The organism is Nonomuraea sp. NPDC050536 (assembly GCF_044457685.1).
Classification (GTDB): domain Bacteria; phylum Actinomycetota; class Actinomycetes; order Streptosporangiales; family Streptosporangiaceae; genus Nonomuraea.
In genome coordinates this window covers 768,949-785,171 of record NZ_JBITHD010000001.1, presented here as the reverse complement: position 1 = coordinate 785,171, position 16,223 = coordinate 768,949, and the positions used below count along the sequence as shown (strand labels likewise).

16 protein-coding genes are annotated in these 16,223 nt (G+C 71.1%); 8 read left to right on the top strand and 8 right to left on the bottom strand.

Annotated features, from left to right (window positions below):
- Positions 1-51 precede the first annotated feature (51 nt).
- From ACIBHX_RS04005 to ACIBHX_RS03995, 3 genes are all read left to right on the top strand, one after another.
- The gene (locus ACIBHX_RS04005; RefSeq protein ID WP_397063969.1) at positions 52-621 is read left to right on the top strand and encodes a YbhB/YbcL family Raf kinase inhibitor-like protein; all 570 of its coding nucleotides are present in this window, start codon (positions 52-54) and stop codon (positions 619-621) included.
- A 95-nt stretch (positions 622-716) separates the two neighbouring features.
- A complete protein-coding gene (locus ACIBHX_RS04000) occupies positions 717-1,484 on the top strand; it encodes an alpha/beta fold hydrolase (protein WP_397063968.1) in 768 nt (255 codons plus the stop codon).
- Positions 1,485-1,830: 346 nt separating this feature from the next.
- Positions 1,831-2,646 (top strand): polysaccharide deacetylase family protein, encoded by an 816-nt coding sequence (locus ACIBHX_RS03995; RefSeq protein ID WP_397063966.1) that lies wholly within the window; start codon positions 1,831-1,833, stop codon positions 2,644-2,646.
- Here the strand turns inward: ACIBHX_RS03995 and ACIBHX_RS03990 are convergent.
- Positions 2,643-3,221, bottom strand: a complete 579-nt coding sequence (locus ACIBHX_RS03990; protein WP_397063964.1) for a CGNR zinc finger domain-containing protein — start codon at positions 3,219-3,221, stop codon at positions 2,643-2,645. The genes ACIBHX_RS03995 and ACIBHX_RS03990 overlap by 4 nt on opposite strands.
- A 74-nt stretch (positions 3,222-3,295) precedes the next feature.
- Between ACIBHX_RS03990 and ACIBHX_RS03985 the strand changes: the two genes are divergently transcribed.
- Positions 3,296-4,507, top strand: coding sequence for an MFS transporter (locus tag ACIBHX_RS03985; protein ID WP_397063962.1), 1,212 nt, complete (start codon positions 3,296-3,298; stop codon positions 4,505-4,507).
- Here the strand turns inward: ACIBHX_RS03985 and ACIBHX_RS03980 are convergent.
- From ACIBHX_RS03980 to ACIBHX_RS03970, 3 genes are read right to left on the bottom strand one after another with little or no spacing between them, the layout of a single operon-like run.
- Positions 4,419-5,852, bottom strand: a complete 1,434-nt coding sequence (locus tag ACIBHX_RS03980; protein ID WP_397063961.1) for a multicopper oxidase family protein — start codon at positions 5,850-5,852, stop codon at positions 4,419-4,421. The two genes, ACIBHX_RS03985 and ACIBHX_RS03980, sit on opposite strands and share 89 nt — an antisense overlap.
- Positions 5,849-6,358, bottom strand: a complete 510-nt coding sequence (locus ACIBHX_RS03975) for a hypothetical protein (RefSeq protein ID WP_397063959.1) — start codon at positions 6,356-6,358, stop codon at positions 5,849-5,851. The genes ACIBHX_RS03980 and ACIBHX_RS03975 overlap by 4 nt, the downstream gene beginning before the upstream one ends.
- Before the next feature lie 19 nt (positions 6,359-6,377).
- Entirely contained in the window at positions 6,378-6,764 is a 387-nt protein-coding gene (locus ACIBHX_RS03970) for an ester cyclase (RefSeq protein WP_397063958.1), read from the bottom strand.
- A gap of 57 nt (positions 6,765-6,821) precedes the next feature.
- Between ACIBHX_RS03970 and ACIBHX_RS03965 the strand changes: the two genes are divergently transcribed.
- The 3 genes from ACIBHX_RS03965 to cydB all read left to right on the top strand — a co-directional run bounded on the left by ACIBHX_RS03965 (position 6,822) and on the right by cydB (position 11,682).
- Positions 6,822-9,281 (top strand): ATP-binding protein, encoded by a 2,460-nt coding sequence (locus ACIBHX_RS03965; RefSeq protein ID WP_397063957.1) that lies wholly within the window; start codon positions 6,822-6,824, stop codon positions 9,279-9,281.
- Between the two features lie 168 nt (positions 9,282-9,449).
- Positions 9,450-10,793, top strand: coding sequence for a cytochrome ubiquinol oxidase subunit I (locus tag ACIBHX_RS03960; protein ID WP_397063955.1), 1,344 nt, complete (start codon positions 9,450-9,452; stop codon positions 10,791-10,793).
- 10 nt (positions 10,794-10,803) lie between these two features.
- Entirely contained in the window at positions 10,804-11,682 is an 879-nt protein-coding gene (gene cydB, locus ACIBHX_RS03955) for a cytochrome d ubiquinol oxidase subunit II (RefSeq protein ID WP_397063953.1), read from the top strand.
- Positions 11,683-11,699: 17 nt separating this feature from the next.
- Here the strand turns inward: cydB and ACIBHX_RS03950 are convergent, their stop codons facing one another.
- The 3 genes from ACIBHX_RS03950 to ACIBHX_RS03940 are packed head-to-tail and all read right to left on the bottom strand — an operon-like array spanning position 11,700 to position 13,591.
- Positions 11,700-12,524 carry an NAD(P)H-binding protein gene (locus ACIBHX_RS03950; protein ID WP_397063951.1) on the bottom strand — a complete coding sequence of 275 codons (825 nt, stop codon included), beginning with the start codon at positions 12,522-12,524 and terminating at the stop codon, positions 11,700-11,702.
- Between the two features lie 11 nt (positions 12,525-12,535).
- A complete protein-coding gene (locus ACIBHX_RS03945; RefSeq protein WP_397063949.1) occupies positions 12,536-13,141 on the bottom strand; it encodes a TetR family transcriptional regulator in 606 nt (201 codons plus the stop codon).
- Positions 13,142-13,189: 48 nt separating this feature from the next.
- Entirely contained in the window at positions 13,190-13,591 is a 402-nt protein-coding gene (locus tag ACIBHX_RS03940; protein WP_397063947.1) for a hypothetical protein, read from the bottom strand.
- A 456-nt stretch (positions 13,592-14,047) separates the two neighbouring features.
- On the opposite strand from ACIBHX_RS03940, the gene ACIBHX_RS03935 reads away from it, so the two are divergent.
- The gene (locus tag ACIBHX_RS03935) at positions 14,048-15,190 is read left to right on the top strand and encodes an RNA-guided endonuclease InsQ/TnpB family protein (RefSeq protein WP_397063945.1); all 1,143 of its coding nucleotides are present in this window, start codon (positions 14,048-14,050) and stop codon (positions 15,188-15,190) included.
- A 53-nt stretch (positions 15,191-15,243) separates the two neighbouring features.
- Here the strand turns inward: ACIBHX_RS03935 and ACIBHX_RS03930 are convergent, their stop codons facing one another.
- Positions 15,244-16,212 carry a leucine-rich repeat domain-containing protein gene (locus ACIBHX_RS03930; RefSeq protein ID WP_397063943.1) on the bottom strand — a complete coding sequence of 323 codons (969 nt, stop codon included), beginning with the start codon at positions 16,210-16,212 and terminating at the stop codon, positions 15,244-15,246.
- Positions 16,213-16,223 lie beyond the last annotated feature (11 nt).

Here is a 16,223-nt window from a genome sequence, read left to right as displayed (position 1 = left end):
CCTGACGTCCACCGGCACACTCGACGGTTCCGACCCTCCCAGGAGAAATCCATGACAACGAGCGGCGAGTCGCCCAAGAGGCGACGGGCCGGGCAAGCGGGCCTTGCCTGGAATTCGCTGAACCTGGCCGGCGAGCAGACGCTGGCGCTGAGCAGTCCCGATTTCGAGAACGAGGGCACGATTCCGGCCGTGCACGCCTCGACCCGGGTCGGTGGCAAGGACCTGTCACCGGCCTTGACGTGGTCTCCCGCACCACAGGAGGCGGCGCAGTTGCTGCTGGTCGTCGAGGATCCCGACGCGCCCACACCTATGCCGTTCGTGCACTGTGTGGCCTTGCTCGACCCTTCGCTCACCGGTCTCGCCCACGGGGCGCTCGATGCCGCCACCGACTCCGACGGCGTACGCGTCCTGCGCTCGGGCATAGGCAGCGGCTACTTCGGACCGGCGCCGCCGAAAAGTCACGGCCCACACCTTTACGTGTTCCAGCTCTTCGCTCTGGCGACGCCCCTCACCGCGGCCTCGAGCGGCGCCCTGGAGTCCGCCAAGCCGCGCGAAGTACTGGCCGCCGCCGGTAACGTCCTCGCCCGCGGCCGTCTCGACGGCTTCTACCAGCGCACCTGAGGCGCGCTCGGCGCAGGGGCGTACAGCGCCGGAACCGCGATCGGCCATCCCAGAACTGACGAACGACACCAGCTCCGCCGGGAGGAAACCGCGACATGACTGATCCACGCGTGCATCGGTTCATCGGCCGTGATGGCCTGGAACTGACCTACCGAGAGACGGGGGACGGCCGCCCGCTGGTACTGCTCCACGGCTTCACCGCCACGGGGATGCAGTGGCTCGATCACGGCCCCGCCGCGGCCCTCGCCGAGCGCGGCTACCGCGTCATCCTTCCGGACCTCCGCGGCCACGGTGACAGCGCCCGACCGCACGATCCGGCCCGCTACCCGCCCGACGTGCTGACCGACGACGGACTCGCACTGATCGATCAGCTCGGACTCGACGACTACGACCTCGGTGGCTACTCGCTGGGTGCGCGGATCGTGCTCCGCATGCTGGTCCAGGGCGCCCGGCCGGCTTGTGCGATCGTGGCCGGCCAGGGACTCACCGCAGTGAGCAGCCCGGTGTGCGGCGGCACGTACCGCCGCGTGCTGACCGCCCTCGCCGACGACGACGGCATCGAACCCGGGTCACCTGATGCCGAGGCCGCGTACTGGATCACCCGGCTCGGCGGTGACCCGCGTGCGCTCCTTCAGGTCCTGAACTCGCTGGTCGCAACGCCCGGCGAGGCCTTGCGACAGGTCGAAACCCCCACACTGGTAGCGGTAGGCGACCAGGATCACGACCACGCCCGCGCCGGCGCACTCGCCGCGGCCCTGCCCAACGCGCGATACACCCGAGTGCCCGGCGACCACTGGACCGCCCTCACCAGCCCAGAGCTCGCAACCGCGATCAAGACATTCCTCGCCGAGTGCTCCCCGTAAGCCGACGTGACGATGCGAGCACCATGCCGCAACCCCCCATTTCGGCAGGCTCTGGCCTCGGCCGACGATTCCGCGGCACGACCCGGGTGTTACCGCAAACCCCCGGTCCGCCAGAGCGCGGCCGCACCTACGCGAAGGGGGTTCTCCCCCGTTGTCACGGGGGGCGTCGTGGAAGACCCTGCCGTGCTTGGTGGCCGAGCTCGGCGCGCAGCCGGTGGTTACGCCCTGCCACTAAGGGCGGCGTGCTCTGTCCGGAACGGGTACGCGGGCGGGTTTTCCGGCTGGCATGATGTGCGCCATGTTCAGGGGGCGAAACGGGGGGCCACGCCTGGCGGGTGTGGCAGGTGTGGCGGTTGTTCTGATCACGGGCTGTACGGCCGGCCAGGCGGAGAGCCCGCCCCCCGTGGGAGACACGGGATCCGGGACGCGCACGGCCTCGGCGTCGCCGTCGCGGCCTGCCGTACGGGAACCGACCGGGGTGCTGCCGAAGCCGGGCGAGGTCCGGCGACTCCAGGCGGGCGACGGGCCGCTGCCGGTGATCAGCTCGATCCCGACCAAGCGGAAGGTGGTCTTCCTGACCATCGACGACGGGTGGGAGCAGGATCCCGGCTTCGTCAAGCAGGTGCGCGACAAGCGCATCCCGATCACCGTGTTCGCGATGCGCGACGCGGTGGAGGCCCGGGGGACGCCGGACCCCACCGGCGGCGTGGGCCGGTACGTGGGTGCCGGCAAATGGGGATATTTCCGGCAATTGCGTGATGCGGGCGCGCCGATCGAGGATCACACGCTCACCCATCCCAACCTGCGGCTGCTCGGCTACGACGCGCAGCGGCGGGAGATCTGCGGCTCCGCGCAGGTCATCAAGAAGGAGATCGGGGTCAGGCCGACGCTGTTCAGGCCGCCGTTCGGCAACTACAACACCGACACGCTGCGGGCCGCCGCGGCCTGCGGGATGAAGAAGGTGCTGCTGTGGACGGCCACCGTGCAGCCCGGCGGCAAGATCGCCTACCAGGTGCCGGACAAGCGGCTGCGGCCGGGTGACATCCTGCTCATCCACTTCCGCCCCCACCTGGCCAGGGACTTCCGCATCCTGGTCGACAAGATCCACCGGCGGGGCTTCGAGCTGGGCAACCTCCGGGCCTACCTGCGCGCCATGGCCTAGGAGGCCCCGGCGGCCCTGGCCCGCAGGGTCTGCTTCTTGGCCCGGTTGCCGCAGGTGCCCATGGAGCACCAGCGGCGGGTACCCGGCCGTGACCCGTCGAGGAACAGGGCGGCGCAGCCATCTCCCGCGCACGCGCGCACCCGCTCGATCGCCGGCGAGGTGACCAGCTCGAGCACGTCACGCGCCACCAGGGACAGCACCGCCGCGACGGGATCCTCGGCCGCCCAGCGCAGCCGCCCGTCACCCCCCAGCAACGGCGCCGGCACCGGCCGCGCGGCCGCGCGATTCACCACGTCCCGCTCGCCCTGCCCCACCACGCGCCCGGCCCGCGCCGCCAGCACCAGCGCGTGCACTGCCTCCCGCAGTTCCCACGCCTCCTCGACCCGCACGTCTCCCCCTGAGCCCTCGCCCGAATCGCGCGCGGCGGTGGTCAGCAGGCCGGGGACGAACTGGTGGATCCACGTGGCGAGGGCCTTCGCGTCCGGCAACTCTTCCGCCTCGTCTGCCAGGCCGCGGCGGCGCAGCGTGCGGATGTAGTCCAGGCTCAGGCGGCCGGCCCCCTCGCGGAATTCCATGATCCTCACCCTACCCCGGAACCGGTTTAACTGGTACTGTCCCGAACCAGTCAAACCGGTTCCAAGGAGGACGCGTGATCCTGATCCTGGCGATCGCCTGCGGGGTGGCCGTGGCCAACATCTACTTCCCGCAGGCCGTCAGCCCGCTGATCGCGGCGGGGCTCGGATTACCCGCCGACGACGCCGCGCTGGTGGTGACCGCCGCCCAGCTGGGTTACGCGGCCGGGCTGTTCCTCCTCGTGCCGTTGGGCGACCGGGTGCCGCACCGGCCGCTGATCGTGACGCTGCTGGTGCTGACCGGTGCGGGGTTGCTGGTGGCGGGGTTCGCGCCCGGGCTGCCCGTGCTGGTGGCGGCCAGCGCGGCGGTCGGCGTGACGACCGTGGTGCCGCAGATCATCATCCCGATGGCCGCCGGGCTCGCAGGCGAGGAACGCCGCGGCGCCGTCACCGGGACGCTGCTCAGCGGCCTGATCGGCGGCATACTCCTGGCCAGGACGTTCGGCGGCACGCTCGGCGAGTGGCTCGGCTGGCGCGCTCCCTACTGGGTGGCCGCGGCGACGGCCCTCACCCTCGCCGCCGTCCTGCGCGCCGTCCTCCCCCGCCCGCGAGCCGAGGCCGTACGGGGGTGGCATCCCCGGTTGCTCGTCGAGCCCGTCCGGCTGATTCTGGCCGAGCCGGAGCTGCGCAGGTCGTGCCTCTACCAGGCGATGATGTTCGGCGGGTTCAGCGCCGCGTGGACGAGCCTGGCGCTGCTGGTCACGGGGCCGACCTACGGGCTCGGGGCGCAGGCCGTGGGGCTGATCGCGCTGGTGGGGGCCGGGAGCATGGTGTCGGCTCCGTTCGCGGGCAGGTGGGTGGATCGGGGTGGACCCGACCGCGTGAACCTGGTGTGCCTGCTCGGCGCCGTGGCGGCGGCCGCCGTCCTGCTGATCGGCACGCGCGGCGGCGCGGCCGGGCTGGTGGGGCTGGCGGCGGGGATGCTGCTGCTCGACGTGGCGATGCAGTCGGGCCAGGTGGCCAACCAGGCGCGCATCTTCGCGCTCCGCCCCGAGGCGCGCGGCAGGCTGAACACGGCCTACATGACCTGCTCGTTCGCCGGCGGCAGCGCGGGCTCGTGGCTGGGCGTGCAGGCGTTCACGCACCTGCGCTGGCCGGGCGTGTGCGCGCTGGTGGCCGCGGCGGCGGGGATCGCGCTCCTCAGGTGGTGGCGAAGGTCGCCATCATCGCCATGTCCTCGTGTTCCAGATTGTGACAGTGCACCAGATACCGCCCGGGGTAGTCGGTGAAGCGGACCGCCACGTCCACGTACTCGGAGGGGCTGACGTCCACGGTGTCCTTCCATCCACCGTCCAGCGGCCCCGGCTCCTCGCCGCGCCGGGAGATCACCTGGAACGGATCGAGGTGCACGTGCACCGGATGCCGCAGCTCCGTGACGAACCGCCAGATCTCGACCTCGCCCAGCCGCGGCGCGGCGTCGACACGATCGGGCGCGTACGGCAGGCCGTTGATCAGCCACATGCCGGAGTCGTGATCGCGGCTGAACCGCCACTCCCTGGTGCGCACGGCACGGGCAGGATCGAGCCGCTCGACCCTGGCCAGCCGCGCGGGGATCCGGGACTCGTCCGCCGTCCTGCGCGTCACCCTGAAGCGCATCACCTGGGCCGTCGACCCGCTGCCGAGCGTGTTGCGCATGGTGACCTCGCCACCCGGCCGCACCCCGGAGAAGTCGACGATGACGTCGTAGCGCTCCCCCGGCGAGATCTGGATCTCGTCATGTGTCACCGGCCGCTCGAGCAGGCCACCGTCCGACCCGATCTGCGTGTACGGCAGGCCGGGCTCGAGCGCCAGACCGTAGCGCCGCGCGTTGGAGGCGTTGAGCAGGCGCAGCCGGTACCGCGCGGCCTCCACTTCGAAGACCGGCCACGGAGCGCCGTTGACCAGCACGACGTCCCCCAGCACACCGTTCATGAAATTTCCGGACATGCCGGGGTAGATCAGCGAGCCGTCCTCCGCGAAGGCTCGATCCGCGATCATCAGCGGCACCTCGCGCTCCCTCCTGGGCAGCGGCAACGCCTCCTCCTCGGCGTCGCGCACCAGGTGGAACCCGGCCAGCCCCCGGTACACGTCGGCCCCGGTGAAGTCCATCCGGTGGTCGTGGTACCAGAGCGTCGCGGCCCGCTGCGCCCCCGGATACACGTAATCCCGCGACGACCCGGGACCGACCAGATCCGTGGGATGCCCATCGCTGCCCGCGGGAGTGTGCCCTCCGTGCAGATGTGTGCTCGTGGCTTCCGCCAACCGGTTCCGATGCGTCACCACGACCCGCCGCCCGCTCCGGCCGGCCACGGTCGGGCCGGGAAAGGTCCCGTCGTAGGACAGGATCCGCGTCCGCAATCCCGGCAGGATCTCCACGTCGGCTTCCCGCTGCACGATCTCGTAGTAGTCGGTGCCCGCGTCCCGCCGTACCGGCACGGCAACCGGTGGCACGGGCAGCGGCACCGTGAACGGCCTCGGCAGCCGCGCCGTACTGGAGACCACGGCCGGCCCCGGCAGTGCGAGCCCGCCGAAGCTGACCGCCCCCAGCGCCGTCACACCCAGCGTGCCGAGAAACGCCCGCCGCGACATCCTCATGACGCCGCCCTCCCGCCCCCGGACGCACCTGCGGAGGACCCGTCCGCGCCCATCGAGGAACCGGCCGGGCTTGAAGAGGTGCTGGACGTGGCGGTGGAGGCGCGGGCGGGCTTCGGGGTGCGGGCGGCGCCCGCGGCGGCGCGGAACAGCCAGACGGTGAACAGGACCTGCCCGGAGATCAGCGAGACCCCGAGAGGCACGTGCACCGGCAGCAGCCCCATGGACCCGAGCGAGGCCTGCGCCTCCTCCACGACCAGGATCACGATCGACCACCACAGCGGCCAGGCGCGTCCCCGCCCGCCCCACACGAACACGACCGCGGCCACGACCTGCGCGATCCCCAGGATGCCGGCGAAGATGGCGTTCACGTCGTGCAGGTCGAGCGCGCTCACCTCGCCCCCGAGGTAGACGCCGGCGAACATGGGCTGCGCCGCCAGGCTCAGGCCATGTGCCACGGTCACGACCCGCAACGCGAGCAGCGTGCCACGCGGCCCCATCTCCGTCATGACACACTCCTTGGTCTCGTCAAAGGCATGGCGGTTCCTCTCCCAGCGAGGCCAGGCTCCAGCGCGCGACGAACGTGCCGTCCGCGCCGACCCTGGCGATGTCCACGAGGTCGAACTCGATCTCCCGCCCGGTCTCGGCGTGCGTGCCGCGCACGGTCAGCCGCTGGACGAGCGTGTCGCCCTCCGCGATCTGCTCGTCCACGTGGGACCGCAGGTCGGGAAAGGCCTGCCGTAGCCGCACGATCTGGTCCTTGACCGCGGCCAGGCCGGAAACGGTGCGCCGTCCGGCGGCGATGTACTGCGTGTAGTCCCGATCGATGAGTTCGTCCGCGACCGAGAGGTCTCCCTGGTTGAACAGCTCCTCGGCGATGCGCCGCCCGCGTTCCTTGAGCTCCTCCGGCGTCATGGGAGCGAGCATGACCCGGCGCGGCGCGGGCGACCATGACGAAGGCTCACCGTTGGCATGACATTCGGCCACTCTCTGAAGGCGTTGCGCCTGGCGGCCGGGCTCACGCAGGAGGGGCTGGCCGAGCGGGCGGGCATCAGCGCCCGCGCCGTCAGCGATCTGGAGCGTGATCCCGTCAGGACACCCCGCATGGAGACCGTGGCGTTGCTGGCGGCAGCGCTGGGTGTGGAACGGGAAAGGCTGACCAGGGGCGCCCACGGGCTGCCGCGCCCGCTCACGCCGCTGATCGGCCGGGAGGGGGTCACCGCGGCGCTGGTCGACATCCTGCGGCGGGGCGAGACGCGCCTGCTCACGCTGACCGGCCCCGGCGGGGTGGGCAAGACCCGGCTGGCGCTCGAGGTCGCCGATCGGCTGCCGGACGAGGCGGTGTTCGTGGACCTGGCGCCGCTGCGGGAGCCGCGGCTGGTGATCGCGGCCGTGGCGGCCAGGTTCGGGTTGGACGAGCGGGACGCGGTCCCCGTCCAGCAGCGGCTCGTCGCGGCGCTGCGCGAGCGGCGGGTGCTGGTACTGCTCGACAACTTCGAGCACGTGGCCGAGGCCCGCGCCGATCTGCTCGACCTGCTGGGCGCATGCCCGGGCGTGACCGCGCTGGTCACCAGCAGGATCCCGCTGCGCGTGCGGGGCGAGCGCGACTACCGGATCGCGCCGCTCGAGCCGGATCCCTCGCGAGCCCTGTTCGTGGAACGTGCCCGTGCGGCCGGGGTCGAGCTCGATCAGGGGCCGGCGGTGGAGGAGATCTGCCGCCGTCTGGAGGGGCTGCCGCTGGCCATCGAGCTGGCCGCCGCCCGCGTCAGGCTGCTGCCGCCGGACGCGCTACTGGCCCGGCTGGAGCCGCGGCTGCCCCTGCTGGTCGGCGGCCCGCACGACCTGCCCGACAGGCAGAAGACCATGCGCGACGCCGTCGGCTGGAGCTACCAGCTGCTGTCCGCCCCGGCCAAGGCCCTGTTCAGGACGCTGAGCGTGTTCGCCGGCGGTGCCACGCTCGAGGCAGCCGAGGCCGTCAGCGGAGACCCGGACTTCCTGGCCAACGTGGGCGAGCTGGTCGACGCCAGCCTCGCCGCCGCGGGCACGCGCCTGACGATGCTGGAGACCATCCGCGAGTACGGCATGGCCGAGCTGGAGGCCGCCGGGGAGGCGGCAGCGGTGGCCGCCAGGCACACGGCGTGCTTCCTGTCCGTCGCCGAGACCGGCGACCCGCTGCCCGAACAGGACAACCTGCGTGCAGCCCTGGCCAGGGCACTACACGAGGGCCAGGCCGAGGCCGCCCAGCGGATGTGCGCCGCGCTGTGGCAGTTCTGGATCGACCAAGGCCGCCTCGGCGAGGGCCTGGCCTGGGCCACCGACGCCGTCGAGCTCCCGCCGTCGGCCGGCTACTTCGCCGCGCTCAACGGCGCCGCTCGCCTGGCCATCGCCCGCTCCGCATTCGACCGGGCCCGCGACTGGTGCGATCGCCTGGTCGAGCTGGGCGAGGACCCGGTCACCGCGCTCAACACCCGCGCCCTGCTCGCCAGGGTGGAGGACAGGTACGGCGCAGCCATCGCGGACCACACCCGCGCCCTTGCGCTGGCCGAACGCGCCGGCGACACGGCCGGGCAGGCCCAAGCCCTCCTCGGCCTGTCCTACAGCCGCTTCTTCGAGGGCGAGTCGCGCCCCGCCTACGAGCTGGCCGAGCGCGGCCTGGCCGCCGCCCGCCTGGCGGGCAGCCGCCGCGACGCCGGCGAGGCACTGCTGCTGCTCGCCTGGCAGAGCGTGCACGCCGGCGACCATCAAGCGGCCGATCGCCTGGCGGCCGAGGCCGTCGAGGTGTTCCGCGCCCTGCACGACGCCCGCAACACCGCGGAGAGCCTGCGCGTGCTCGGCATGAGCGCCCAGATGCAGGACAGGTTCGAGCAAGCCGCCGCCTACCACGAGGAGGCACTCGAGCTGTATCGCCGCGGCGGCGACGAACGGGTCGCGCCCCAGTTGCTCGGCCACCTCGCCCACGTCGCGCTGGCCACCGGCGACCTGCCGCGCGCCCGCGCTCTGGCCGAGGAGTCCCTGGTCGCGGCCCGCCGCTTCGACGATCGCTGGGCCATCGCGATGTCGGCCACGATGCTGGGCCACGCCGAACTGGCGACGGGACGGGCAGAGGCCGCCCGCACGCTGTTCGCCGAGGCGGCCGGGCTGTTCCTGGCGATCGGCAACTCGATCTACCTGTCGTGGTGCCTGGAGGGGCTTGCCGGGGTGGCGGCGCCGGCGGATCCCGTGCTGGCCGCCCAGCTGTGCCAGGCCCGCGACGCGCTGCTGGCCACGCTGGAGGCGGGCCTGCCCGCCGTGCACGCCGCCGGCTACGCGCACACGCTGCGAACGATCGAGGCCGCCCTGGCTCCCGGCGGCGTGGCCGCGGCCAGGGAGGCGGGGCTTGCCGTACCGCTGGAGCAGCTGATCGACAGCGTGGTTGTCCGCCCAGAGAGGTAGAGGCGAGTCAACCCGCCGGGGGACGCCCGGAATGCGTGGGTTCGAGACCCTGGAATCACCGAGGAGAACGCGTGTGACGAAGATCGCATCGCGTTGCTCTACGACCTGTAGTACTACTTTATGTAGAAAGCTCTACGAGCTGTAGAGCAACGGTCCGGTGAGGGGACTATGGACGCACTTGATCTCGCGCGGTGGCAGTTCGGGGTGACCACCGTCTACCACTTCCTGTTCGTGCCGTTGACGATCGGGCTGGGGATCTTCGTGGCCGGGTTGCAGACCGCCTGGCACCGCACGGGCAAGGAGGAGTACCTGCGGCTGACGAAGTTCTTCGGGAAGCTGTTCCTGATCAACTTCGCGATGGGCGTGGTGACCGGGATCGTGCAGGAGTTCCAGTTCGGGATGAACTGGAGTGAGTACTCCACCTTCGTCGGCGACGTGTTCGGGGCGCCGCTGGCGATGGAGGCGCTGCTGGCGTTCTTCATGGAATCCACCTTCCTGGGACTGTGGATCTTCGGCTGGGGCCGGCTGCCGAAGCGGGTCCACCTGGCCACGATCTGGGCGGCCGCCCTCGGCTCCAACCTGTCGGCGTACTTCATCCTGGCGGCCAACGCCTGGATGAAGCATCCGGTCGGCTACACCGTGGAGAACGGCAGGGCCAGGATGACCGACCTGTGGGCGGTGCTGACGAACTCGACCGCGCTGGCCCAGGTGCCGCACGTGATCGCGGCGGCGTTCATCGTGGCGGGCGGGTTCGTGCTGGCCATCAGCGGCTACTGGCTGCTGAAGACCAAGGCTCCGATGTGGCGGAGCGCGGCACGGGCGGCGCTGGTGATGACGGCGCTGGCGGGGGCCGTCGTCGCGTTCACCGGCGACAGCTCGGCCCAGCTGCTGCACACCCAGCAGCCGATGAAGCTGGCCTCGGCCGAGGGCCTGCAGCGCGACACGGCGGGCGCGCCGTTCTCGGTGGCGCCGGGCCTGGAGATCCCGAAGGTGCTCAGCTTCCTGTCCACCCACGACCCGAACGCCACCGTCCAGGGCACCGAGGATCTGCAGCAGCGCTTCGAGCGGCAGTTCGGTCCCGGCGACTACCGGCCCAACCAGCCGGTGGTGTTCTGGTCCTTCCGCCTGATGATCGTCTTCGGCCTGGCGACCGTCGGGCTGTCGGTGCTCGGGCTCTGGCTGACCCGGCGTCGTCGCCAGGTCCCGGCCTGGCTGTCCAGGCTGATGCTCCTGGCCCTGCCGCTGCCGCTGCTCGCCGTGGTCGCCGGTTGGCTGCTCAGCGAGATCGGCCGCCAGCCCTGGACGGTCGCCGGCGAGCTGCTGACCGCCTCCAGCGTCTCCCCCGGCGTCTCGCTGGCCGAGGTGGCCACGTCACTGACGATCTTCACGCTCCTGTACGGCGGGCTCGCCGTGGCGGAAGCCGTACTGATCACCAAGCACGTGCGCAAGGGCCCCGAGGAGCCCGAACTCGCGCCACAGGCCGAGAAGCTCGAACCGTCGCTGATGTACTGAGGACACCAACATGATCAACCTGTGGTTCGTCATCATCGCCTTCCTCTGGACCGGCTACTTCGTGCTCGAGGGCTTCGACTTCGGCGTCGGGCTGCTCGCGCCGTTCGTCAGCCGCGGGCCGCGCGAGCACCGGCAGAGCCTGGACACCATCGGGCCGGTATGGGACGGCAACGAGGTCTGGCTGATCACCGCGGTGGGCGCCATGTTCGCCGCGTTCCCCGCCTGGTACTCGGGCCTGTTCAGCGCGTTCTACCTGCCGGTGGCGCTGATCCTGGTCGGGCTGATCGTGCGCGGCGTGGGCCTGGAGTGGCGCGGCAAGGTGGACAACCCGTTCTGGTGCGATCTGGGCATCGTGTTCGGCAGCGCGCTGCCGGCGTTCCTGTGGGGCGCCGTCTTCGCCGAACTGCTGTACGACACGGTCCTGGCGGCCGTGGTCGGCGGCGCGTTCACGCTGGCCGTCTGCGTGCTGCACGGCGGGGCGTTCCTGGCGCTGCGGACGACGGGCCCGGTGCGCGCCCGCGCCAGGACCGCGGCGCTGATCGCGGGGGCATTCGCGATCCCGCTGGGTGTGGTGGCGCTGTCGAACCTGGGCACCGTCCCCGCGCTGATCGCCATGGCCGCCCTGGCGGCGGGCGCCGTGCTGAACTGGCGGCGGCGCGAGGGCTGGGCGTTCGCCGCCACGGCCGCCGCGATCGTGCTCGCCTCGGCGTCGGTCTTCATGGAGCTGCGCTGGGCGCCGCTGCCGGGGCTGACGCTGGCCGAGGCGGCCTCGGGCCCGTACACGATGAGGATGCTGACCTGGATCGGCCTGATCGCGCTGCCGTTCGTGCTGGTCTACCAGGGCTGGACCTACTGGGTGTTCCGCAAGCGGGTGGCCGTGCCCGCCTGACCCGTGCCGTACCGCCGCTATCGGGAGAAGTCGGAGACGTGGTCGCGGGCCCACTGGGCGAAGGTGTGGGCGGGGCGGCCGGTCAGCTCGGGCACGATCGCGGACGTGCGGGCGGGCACGCCCACACTGGACGACCACACGCGCATCATCGTTTCGACGCCGATGGGCGGCATGGTCCTGGCCAGCTCCACCCGCGCCTGGTCAGGGGTGAGCTCCTCGACGGGGATGTCGCGCCCGATGGCGTTCCCGAGGTGCTTGACGAGCTCGCGCTGCGTGAGGGATTCCGGCCCGTAGATCGTGTAGGCCTGACCCGCGTGCCCCGGCCGGGTGATCGCGGTGACGGCCAGCGCGGCCATGTCCTTCTCATGGATGGGCGCCGTCTGCGCCTCCGGGTACGGCATGCGCACACGGCCCTCGTCCCTGATGGAGCGGGCCCACCACCACAGCGTGTTCGTGGCGAACATGCCGGGCCGGATGAACGTCCACTCCAGCCCCGACTCCTCCAGCGCGGTCTCGACCGTGCGATGGCTGACCGCGATGGGGTTGCGTTCCGCGCCGGGATTGACCACGGCGCCCGAGGAGAGCAGCACCACGTGCCGCACCCCGGCGCCCCTGGCCGCGGCCACGAACCCGTCGATCCCGTCGGGCTTGGCGTAGATGAAGGCCCTGTCGGCGCCCTCCAGCGCTGCGGGCAGCGTCTCGGGCCGCTCCAGATCCGCGGCCACGAACCCTTCGGCGGAGCCGCTCCTGCTCGTGCGGCGGACCGGCACACCCGCCTCTGCCAGGCCCGCCGCGACGTGGCGGCCCACGCTGCCCCTGGCTCCGAAGACGACCGCGACCATGGATTCCTCCCTCATCCCCGTCCGAGGAGTTTGACCAGTTCGGCTCGGCAGCGGCTGCGGTACTCGGGCGACATCGGGTCCATCCCGAGCACGCCCTCGACGAACTGCGGCATCGTGATCGGCGCCAGCACCAGCGCGTAGGTCACCAGCAGCGCGAACGCGGGATCGAGCTCCCCGGAGACCTCGCCGTCGTGCTGGCGGCGGCGCATGCTCTCCACGCCCTCGGCCAGCCGCGCCCGCTGGGACCGCGCGAAGCGCTCCCCGTCCGCCTCGTCGGCGAACGGGCAGTCGCCGAGCGCCTGCCACACCAGCAGCCTGGCCCAGTCGGGCCGATCGAGCGTGGCGTCGAGCGCCTTGCCGATCGTCTCGTCGAGGGAGCCCTCGATGGTGTCCTCGGTCTCCTGCCAGCGCTCGCGCAGGGCGTCGAGCAGCCCCTGCTTGCCGCCGAAGTAGTAGGCGATCAGCTGCTGGTTGACGCCCGCCCTGGCCGCGATCCCCGCCGTGCGGGCGCCCGCGTAGCCCTTGGCGCCGAACTCCGCGACCGCGGCCTCCATGATCCGCTCACGCGTCTGCGCGGCCGCGACGCCGCGTTCCTCCGGGGCCCTCCGTGCTGCCATGAGGGCGACCGTACATCATCAATCAATTGAATGACAAGCGTCACCCAATCAGTTAATGGTCTTCATCGTCCTGTGGTCCTTCAGGTGGAGGTCGCCGCCGAGCCGCTCCTTGAGCAGCTCGAGGACCTGCCGGCTGGACAGCGCGGTCCACAGGTAGCCGACGAGGTGGGGGTTGTACTCGGGCGCGGTGTCCATCCAGGCGTCCTTGCCCGCCTGGGTGGTGAAGGTCGTCAGGAAGAACTCCCCGTCGACCGTCTTGCAGTAGGCCTGCCGCATGTCGGTGGCGTTCACCTGGATGCGCGGCGCGCACCCGACCTTGGCGGCGAGCTGCTCGACCGAGAGCGGCTTGGCCGGGTTCTGGACGGCGGCCAGGCGCGTGCCGCCGGATGAGCAGGCGGCGCCCAGCCCCACGGCCATCACGCACACCACCAGGCGCGGAAATGTCGTCATGTGCCGAGATACGCAGCCTCCCGAGCCCGGGTTCAACTCAACTAGCGAGGAACCCTGGGTGTTTCGGCGAGAGGAACCGCTTCCCTGACCCGGGTTTCCGCCCGGACGTCAATCCAGACGCTTCTGGTTCTCGATGTACTCCTTGATGGTCGACGGGGGGCTCCGCCGCAGCAGGTGGTGAAGGAGGAAGGGGCCCAGAAGTGGCTACCCCACAGGTATGTGCGGATGCGATCTGGGAACCTTGCGCAGCAGCCGGGCGGAGACGTCCTTGAGCCTGTTGACCATGGCGGACAAGCGACCTCGGGCGCAGCGGCGCAGGATCTCGCCGTTGAACACCTTCCGCCATATCTGGGGGTAAGGACCAAATGTGCGTGCAGACTGCAGACGACGCTGCGGCCTCGGCGGATATCGGGGTTGGGTTCCCAACGCGAGGACTAGACCGATAGTGTGTTCGATATGAGGCTAGTGGTGCAGGTGAAGCTCCTGCCGGTGCCCGAGCAGTCAGCGGCACTGGAAACCACCCTGCGCGCAGCCAACAAGGCCGCGAACCTCGTCTCGCGCATCGCCTTCAACCAGCGGTGTTTTCGTAACTTCGATCTGCGCAAGCACACCTACGCGCAGCTCAAGGCCGAGTTCGCCCTGGCTGCTCAGGCCGCCCAACATGTGATCAAGAAGGTCGCCGACGCCTACCGCACGCTGCATGCCAACCTGGCGGCCGGGAACCTGGGCAAGCCGGGGTCGGCGCGGCGGATCAAAACCGAGGGCAAACCGATCACCTTCCGTCCCGGCGCGGCGCAGCCCTACGACGACCGGTGCCTGTCGTGGCAGTACGACGCGCGCACGGTGTCGATCTGGACGGTGGCCGGGCGGCTGCGCGGTATCGCGTTCACCGCATCGGCACATCAGCTCGTTCTGCTGGCCAAGCACCGCAAAGGCGAATCCGATCTGGTCTGCCGGGACGGCATGTGGTTCCTGCATGCCACCGTCGAAATACCGGACGTCCCGCTCACCGCTCCGGATGGGTTCCTGGGGGTGGATCTGGGCATCGCCAACATCGCCACCACCAGTACCGGGACCCGACACAGCGGCAAAGGCCTGACCGCGGTCCGCCACCGGCATCGCCAACTACGCCGCCGGTTGCAGGCCAAAGCCACCAAGTCGGCCAAGCGGCTATTGAAACGGCGCCGCCGTAAGGAGGCCCGATTCGCCGCGAACGTCAACCATGTCATCGCCAAGCAGATCGTGACCGTGGCAGAACGCACCGGACGCGGGATCGCCCTGGAAGACCTGGGGAGCATCCGCGAGCGGGTACGGCTTCGCAAGCCCCAGCGGGTCACGCTGCATTCGTGGAGTTTCCACCAGCTGGGAGCCTTCATCGCCTACAAGGCGGCCCGGGCGGGGGTGGCCGTGATCCACGTCGATCCGGCCTACACCTCCCAAGAGTGCTCGACGTGTCATCACGTGGACAAGCGCAACCGTCCAGACCAAGAAACCTTCGCCTGCACGTCGTGCGGCTTCGCTGAGCACGCCGACGTCAACGCAGCCCGCATCATCGCCTCACGCGGTGAAGCGGGCTGGGCAGTGAGTCACGCTGCCTGACGCGGACCAGACCGTCGAAGCCGTCGACGGCGAGGAGCTGCAAGCTCGGTCGTTTACGACCGAGAAGCTGACCGCAGGATGACGCACCCGCGCTCGCGCAGCCGGTCCAGGCAGGCGGGCTCGTGGTCGAGCTTGTTCCAGCGCAGGTCGAGCTTCTCGAGGGCGGGCAGGTCGCCGAGGGTGCCCGGCAGCGTCCTGAGGCGGTTGTTGCGCAGGTCGAGGTGCCTGAGCCGGGTCAGCTCACCGATCCCGTCGGGGATCTCGCCGAGGTGGTTGTTCCTGAGGTCCAGCTGCCGCAGCTCGCCCAGCTCGGCGATCGAGGCGGGCAGGGCGGTGAGCCGGTTGCCCTGCAGGTGGAGCTCCCTGAGCCGGGACAGCCGGCCGATCGAGCCGGGCAGGCTCGTCAGGCGGTTGTTGTAGAGGCGCAGCTCGACCAGCGAGGCCAGGTCGCCGATCGCGTCCGGGAGCGTGGTGAGGCGGTTGTCCGTCAGGTTGAGGTACGGCAGGCGCCCCAGCCTGCCCAGCGCGGCGGGCACCTCGGTGAAGCCGTTGTCGCTCAGGTAGAGGTACTCGGTCAGGTCCAGCTCGCCCAGCTCGGCGGGGATGGCGGGCAGCCGGTTGTGGCCGAGGTCGAGCATGCGCAGCCGCCGCAGCCCGCCGATCCCCGGCGGCAGGTCGGTCAGCCCGCACTCGGCGAGGTTGAGGCTCTCCAGCTCGCGCAGCTCCCACAGCGTCTTCGGCACGCCGGACAGCGGGTTGCCGCCGACGGCCAGGTGGCGCAAGCCCGGCGGGAGCCGTTCGGGCAGGGTCTCGATCGCGTTGCCGTAGGCGAACAGGACCCGCAGCCCGGGCGGACACTCGGGCAGCGCCCGCAGCCTGTTGCCGTCCAGGTGCAGCTCCCGCAGCGAGCCCAGGTGGGCCAGGCTCGGCACCTCGGTCAACCGGTTGCCGTCGAGCCGCAGGATTTCCTGCTCCCCCACCTGCGCGGGCATCTCGGTCAGTCCCCGCCACGCCAGATCCATGCCGCATATCC

Excerpts from the sequence above, each read along its gene's own strand:
- ACIBHX_RS03980 (WP_397063961.1), bottom strand. The coding sequence starts at position 5,852 with ATGAGGATGTCGCGGCGGGCGTTTCTCGGCACGCTGGGTGTGACGGCG.
- ACIBHX_RS03960 (WP_397063955.1), top strand. The coding sequence starts at position 9,450 with ATGGACGCACTTGATCTCGCGCGGTGGCAGTTCGGGGTGACCACCGTC.
- ACIBHX_RS04000 (WP_397063968.1), top strand. The coding sequence starts at position 717 with ATGACTGATCCACGCGTGCATCGGTTCATCGGCCGTGATGGCCTGGAA.
- ACIBHX_RS04005 (WP_397063969.1), top strand. The coding sequence starts at position 52 with ATGACAACGAGCGGCGAGTCGCCCAAGAGGCGACGGGCCGGGCAAGCG.
- ACIBHX_RS03935 (WP_397063945.1), top strand. The coding sequence starts at position 14,048 with ATGAGGCTAGTGGTGCAGGTGAAGCTCCTGCCGGTGCCCGAGCAGTCA.
- ACIBHX_RS03975 (WP_397063959.1), bottom strand. The coding sequence starts at position 6,358 with ATGACGGAGATGGGGCCGCGTGGCACGCTGCTCGCGTTGCGGGTCGTG.
- ACIBHX_RS03970 (WP_397063958.1), bottom strand. The coding sequence starts at position 6,764 with ATGACGCCGGAGGAGCTCAAGGAACGCGGGCGGCGCATCGCCGAGGAG.
- ACIBHX_RS03945 (WP_397063949.1), bottom strand. The coding sequence starts at position 13,141 with ATGGCAGCACGGAGGGCCCCGGAGGAACGCGGCGTCGCGGCCGCGCAG.
- cydB (WP_397063953.1), top strand. The coding sequence starts at position 10,804 with ATGATCAACCTGTGGTTCGTCATCATCGCCTTCCTCTGGACCGGCTAC.
- ACIBHX_RS03965 (WP_397063957.1), top strand. The coding sequence starts at position 6,822 with ATGACATTCGGCCACTCTCTGAAGGCGTTGCGCCTGGCGGCCGGGCTC.
- ACIBHX_RS03930 (WP_397063943.1), bottom strand. The coding sequence starts at position 16,212 with ATGGATCTGGCGTGGCGGGGACTGACCGAGATGCCCGCGCAGGTGGGG.
- ACIBHX_RS03990 (WP_397063964.1), bottom strand. The coding sequence starts at position 3,221 with ATGGAATTCCGCGAGGGGGCCGGCCGCCTGAGCCTGGACTACATCCGC.
- ACIBHX_RS03950 (WP_397063951.1), bottom strand. The coding sequence starts at position 12,524 with ATGGTCGCGGTCGTCTTCGGAGCCAGGGGCAGCGTGGGCCGCCACGTC.
- ACIBHX_RS03940 (WP_397063947.1), bottom strand. The coding sequence starts at position 13,591 with ATGACGACATTTCCGCGCCTGGTGGTGTGCGTGATGGCCGTGGGGCTG.